The sequence below is a fragment of the Novipirellula sp. genome (assembly GCF_041583735.1).
Taxonomy (GTDB): domain Bacteria; phylum Planctomycetota; class Planctomycetia; order Pirellulales; family Pirellulaceae; genus Novipirellula.
On record NZ_JBFHFD010000609.1, the window covers coordinates 1 to 5298 of the forward strand.

The following is a 5298-nucleotide window of genomic DNA, read 5'->3' on the forward strand; positions in this document are numbered from 1 at the left end:
GACGTTTGTCTCACGACCTTCGTTTCCGTCAACGCGAGGGGGGCGATCGTTGCGTATCGCATCGGCGAAATCGGCGATCAGCGGTTCGCAAAAATTGGCCGCGGGTGGCAACGTTTCGATGGTTTCTTTGCCGTCGATTTCGATGATCAGCTTGTCACCGTTCAGCGGGCATGCTCGCAGTCGTCCTCGCGTACCGATAATCGTAAATTCATCAGGATCTTCGGCACCAAAATGGCATTGTAGCGTTCCGATCGGTCCCCGCTGAAAACGCAGTAATACGGTCGCGGTGTCTTCGACTTCGTAGTCGGCCGCGACGGTCCCGCAAATCGATTTAACCTCTGCGATTGGCCCGAACAGGTGCAGGAAAACGTTGATGCGGTGGCTGCCGACATCCATTAACGCTCCACCGCCACTTTCAGCCATCGTTGTTCGCCAATAACCTTCATCGCCCGACTGCATCGCAAGTGGCGTGGCCGTGACCGCGGAAATCGCCATCGGAGTGCCAATTGCATTGCTTTTTAGCAGCGTTTCGATGCGATCGATGATGGGATAAAACCGTCGATAGTAGGCGACACCAAGTTTGACATCCGCCTTGCTGCAAGCGTCAATCATTTCGTCGCACTGGGCGACGTCCATGCCCATCGGTTTTTCGACCAACACATGTTTTCCGCATCTCGCAGCCATTTGAGTTTGGGGCAGGTGTGCTCGCACCGGCGTGGCGATATAGACGGCATCGACGTCGGCGTCGTTCATCAATTCGCGGGCATCGGTGTAGCGGCGAGCGATCGAGAGCGAGTCGCAAAATTCGTTCAAGCGGACGGGATCGCGTCGGCAGGCGGCTACGAGCTCGTTGCCCGGAGCGTCGAGGATGGCTTGCGCGACTCGTTTTCGCGAAACGTCGCCACATCCAATCAGGCCCCAGCGAATCGTTTTCATCAATGTCTCGTTGCTAATGTGTGGTAGAAAAAAAAACGGTTTCAAGTAAAAACGTGGTTCGCGGTGCCAGGCAATCCAAGCATGGCAATCCCGCCGTAGCGATTTAAAAGCATGGCAGTCGAAAAGCATCGAGTAAAGCGGCAGGCAAACCAGTAGGGGGTGGCTTCTCGCTAGTCGTTCGAGCAGCGTCCTGGCGAAAGTCGCGTTTGCCAGTGATAATACGGAGCTTGGGATGCCTGCGAAGGTGTTTTTCCATTTTTACGTCCATATCCGTTTCCTAGCCTTCTTGTTTTGACTCTGATTTTCTTATGCCGATTAAAACGCTTTCATTGACTGTCGACGAAGAGAAGGCGGGGCGGATCGATTTGATCGTCCGTGATTTGGCGGGGGTTTCTCGCAGCCAGGTGCGGGGGATGTTTGATCACGGTTGCGTTTCCGTGAACGGGCATCCTTGCAAAGGGATTGCGGGTTCGGTGAAGGTCGGTGACGTGGTTTCGTTGCGGTTTGATCCACACCAACGCTATCGTGAAAAGAAACGAACCTGGGACGATCGCACGTTTAGTGTCGTGTTTGAAGACGAGCACCTGATCGTGGTCGACAAGGCGGCTGGCACGCTGACGGTGCCGACGGACAATGGAGAGCCGAATTCGTTGGTCGACCGCATCTCGATTTACCTCAGCCATTCGCGAAGCCAAAAGGAAGCGTGTGTCGTCCATCGGCTTGATCGCGAAGTCAGCGGGTTGTTGGTTTTCGGAAAGCACGAAGCGATTGCGAAGCAGTTGATCGAGCAATTCAAACAGCGAAAGCCTCAGCGGGTCTACACTGCGATTGTGGCCGGAGTGATTGCAGACGATGAAGGGACCTACCATTCCCATCCGGCGACCGGCAGCAATTTGGGTCGCTACGTGACCAAGCCATCGCGTGATACCGAGACGGCGATCACGCACTTTCGCGTCGTCCGGCGGATGGCCGATACCACGTTGGTCGAAGTTCAGTTGGAAACGGGAAAGCGAAACCAGATCCGCGTTCAGTTTGCTGACGCCGGTCACCCGGTTTTGGGAGATCCTCGCTATCAAGCGAAACGAGCATCGCATCCATTTTGGGTTCGCAAACGAATCGCCTTGCACGCTCGCTCGTTGGCGTTTACCCATCCCGTGACGGGCGAGGAGGTTCAGTTCGAGTCGCCGCTGCCATCGGCAATCCAGAAATTCGTCAACGCTGCCCGCTGATCCGTCGCTGAAATCGCCGGAGCTGCTGTATCACTCATGATGACTTTCCTTGGGATCACTCATCACTTTTGCGAATTGCTTCTGTACCAGCGATCCCAGTTCTGGTTCGGAAAAAAAGCAGATAAGCTCTTGCGACCGTGTTGTGATTGATTACCAATCCACGGACACTCGGCAGCGGATCCCCGGTACGAAGTTTTCCGCCAGCGGTCGCCGCTCGAATCTGTTCGACAATCTGCCGAAAGATGGGAGCGTCACGGCCGGTCGTAATTTGTATGGTGAACATCGAGCCTCTCGAACTGACCTGCTGTACTGCGGCCTGTAGTGCGATAGACGCTGCGTGCTGGAGAAGCAAGTTTTATTTTTGCGAGTTTTTTGACCCGCCCCGTCGCTTTTGGGCCCGGCCCGTCGCTTTTGGGGGCAGCCCTGAAGTGATTCGCCAACGTGCGGCGAATCGATCGTGATGACGCCACTTTGGTGACGCCACTTTGGTGGTCCGCGAAGCGGCGAAATCGCAGCGAAAAAGAATTATCGCGACTTGGGACGCTTGATCGATTGGATTTTGTTTCCCAGAAAACGGGTCGCCCTGCCGAATCGATCCGCAATCGTTCGCATCGGTGTTCGGCGTGCGTGGCCGTGGCGATCGGTTTGGATTGTTTCGCCGGTCGAGGGTTCGATCGCGGTTAGGTAGCCACCGCCAAAACAGTAGGTGTCGATGCAGACAAAGTAGCCCGAGTCCAATACGTTGCCTCCGGGCTGAGGCGTGTGGCCGAGGAAGACGCGTTTGCCGCTGCAGTGCGGTAGCGGCAACGGAAAGTCGAGATGCTTCCAGAACATCGTCGCTTCGTCTTGCAGCGGCATTGCAACGCTGTGCACGTAATTCGCGTGAACAAAGATTGATTCTTCGACTTCGTAAAATGCTCGAAGCGAGCGAAAGAAGTCGATGTGATCGTCGGGAATCTTTTGCAGTGAACCGCCATAGCTGGCCAGCGTCGCGTGGCCGCCACTGTTTCGCCAGATGGTATCGTCGAGTCCTGCGGTGACCCCCATTAACATGATCTCGTGGTTGCCTCGTAGGGCGATCACGCGACAGCGGTTTTGCAGTTCCAGGATCTGGTCGATCACGTTTTTGCTGTCAGGGCCGCGGTCAATGTAATCGCCCAGGAAGATCAGTTCGTCATCCGCAGTGGGGGCAATTGTCTCGATCAGTGACCTGAGTGCCTTGGCACATCCATGGATATCACCGATCGCAAATTGTCGCATTGAGGAGGCTCGAGGATAGGATCAATTTCAGTCATACGCTCAGGTTGGATGGCCGCTGTGAGCACCCAAATTAGAGTGATTCCGCAGCGAAAAATTCCAGCAAATCCGATCGAAACGACGCTCAATTCAAATTAGGGTCACCGAAGTGCACGCCGGGGGCCATCGAGTGGAGAATGTCGTGGCCGCATCGGCGAACAGCCAATTCCCAGGATTTGTCTGCGTCGCCAAACAGGATATCGCTATCGGGCTTGCCGACCAACCAGCCTCCGACTCGTAGTTCTTCGTCGAGCTGTTGGGGGCCCCAGCCGCTGTAGTTGGCAATGTACCGCACCTTGGCGTCGCGGCGATGGAGCAGAATTCGTAGGTGGTCGTCGTCGCCGGTGATCCAGGCGGGCGGATTCCCCAGGTCGATCGACATGCTTCCGAACGGGTCGGCGGGGTGGTCTTCGATCGTAAACTTGGCTCCGCCGGTGACCGATTCTCCGGGTCCGAGCGGCGAACTCGGATCAGCCAAAGAGACGGGGCCGCAGGGATCGCCAATCCCAGCTAGGTTGTGCAGTGCCAGCAGCGGGCCTTCGACGGGGCCGCCCCGGTAGATAAAGTCGTCCTCGCGGGGTTCGCCTCCTGCGGTGGTGCTGAGTGCTACGACGTCTCGAAATCGGTTTTCGGTGGGCCGGTTGATCGCGAGCCCGAAGGCGCCCTCGGGATCATGCCGAACAATAAAGATGACCGAACGGAGGAAATTCCCATCGCCCAAATACGGTGACGCAATCAGTAGTCGCCCTGAAAGATTTTCTGGCATCGTGGATTTCTCCGTTTTGCGACAAGCGAGCAGGTCGCAAGGGTATTGAAAAAAACGGGCATTTCATGGCGCCCTGCTGAGGAAGCAGGGAGCAGGGAGCGGTGCAGCGTTGGCAAGTTGCACCGCAGATCGCATTCAAGTCGGCAAAATTGGAGGTGGCGGTATTGAGCAGGGTCATCGCAGCGGCTTGGCGATAGCGTCTGGCCGCCGAGTGTCAGTTCGAGTGTCAGTTCGAGTGCGTTTGCCGTGCCCCCCGCTCACTTGTCATTTTAGGTCGCGTAGACGTCTCGCCAAAGCCCGCCGGCCCAAGACAATCCCACTCCGAATCCTACCAGCATATTAACCGATTCTGGCTTCAATTCGCCGCGACTTCGAAGTCGATCGATCAAAATCGGCAATGTTGATGAGACGGTGTTGCCCACATCGGCAAGTTCGATAGGGATTCGTTCGGGGGCGACGTCCATACGCCCGCGAAGTTGGTCGAGCATTTTCCAGGTCGCTTGGTGCATCAGATAGCGATCGATATCGGCATCGGTCAGCCCGTTATCGGACAGGATTTCTCCGATCAATCGCGGAACCGCTTCGACCGTGAAATTGATTAGACTCGGTCCGTCCATGTAGAGGCGGCTTTTCCAGCGTTTGCGGTGTCGTGGCTTGATCGCGTCTTCGCTTGGCCGGCTGCCACCGTCGCCGACAATCAGCATGTCTCCGCCGCTGCCATCGCTACCAAACTGGAATCCCCACAGCGATTTTTCTTCACTGGCGGTCACCAGCGTCGCCGCTGCACCATCGCCAAAGATCGTTCGCAGGCTGCGATCGTCGGCGTCAATGTATTTGCTGTACGTTTCCGCTGTCAGCAGAAGGATGTTTTTGGCGACTCCGCTTTGGATCAGTCCGTCGGCCATCGCCAGGCCGTACACAAAGCCGCTGCAGCCCAGATTGAAATCGAGGGCGCCGCAGCGAGTGGGTAAGCCGAGCCGATCTTGGATCAAGCAGCAGGTGGTTGGCAGCGGGTAATCCGGCGTCTGGGTGCAGAGCATCACGAAGTCGATTGATTGAGGATCAATCGCA

General features: G+C 56.3%; 6 protein-coding genes. 1 reads left to right on the plus strand and 5 read right to left on the minus strand.

Annotated elements, in window-relative coordinates; all coding sequences use genetic code 11:
- Window positions 1-936, minus strand: a 936-nt coding sequence (locus ABX962_RS29350; RefSeq protein ID WP_372724841.1) for a Gfo/Idh/MocA family protein, incomplete at its 3' end; no start/stop codon positions are given.
- Window positions 937-1244: 308 nt separating this feature from the next.
- Between ABX962_RS29350 and ABX962_RS29355 the strand changes: the two genes are divergently transcribed.
- Window positions 1245-2165 (plus strand): RluA family pseudouridine synthase, encoded by a 921-nt coding sequence (locus ABX962_RS29355; protein WP_372724843.1) that lies wholly within the window; start codon window positions 1245-1247, stop codon window positions 2163-2165.
- A 55-nt stretch (window positions 2166-2220) separates the two neighbouring features.
- On the opposite strand, the gene ABX962_RS29360 is transcribed toward ABX962_RS29355, so the two are convergent.
- From ABX962_RS29360 to ABX962_RS29375, 4 genes are all read right to left on the minus strand, one after another.
- Window positions 2221-2448, minus strand: a complete 228-nt coding sequence (locus ABX962_RS29360) for a GntR family transcriptional regulator (protein WP_372724845.1) — start codon at window positions 2446-2448, stop codon at window positions 2221-2223.
- Window positions 2449-2690: 242 nt separating this feature from the next.
- Window positions 2691-3425 (minus strand): metallophosphoesterase family protein, encoded by a 735-nt coding sequence (locus ABX962_RS29365; protein WP_372724846.1) that lies wholly within the window; start codon window positions 3423-3425, stop codon window positions 2691-2693.
- Window positions 3426-3546: 121 nt separating this feature from the next.
- The gene (locus ABX962_RS29370) at window positions 3547-4227 is read right to left on the minus strand and encodes a YqgE/AlgH family protein (protein WP_372724848.1); all 681 of its coding nucleotides are present in this window, start codon (window positions 4225-4227) and stop codon (window positions 3547-3549) included.
- Window positions 4228-4496: 269 nt separating this feature from the next.
- Window positions 4497-5298 (minus strand): ketoacyl-ACP synthase III (locus ABX962_RS29375; protein ID WP_372724850.1); only part of this gene is annotated, 802 nt, incomplete at its 5' end.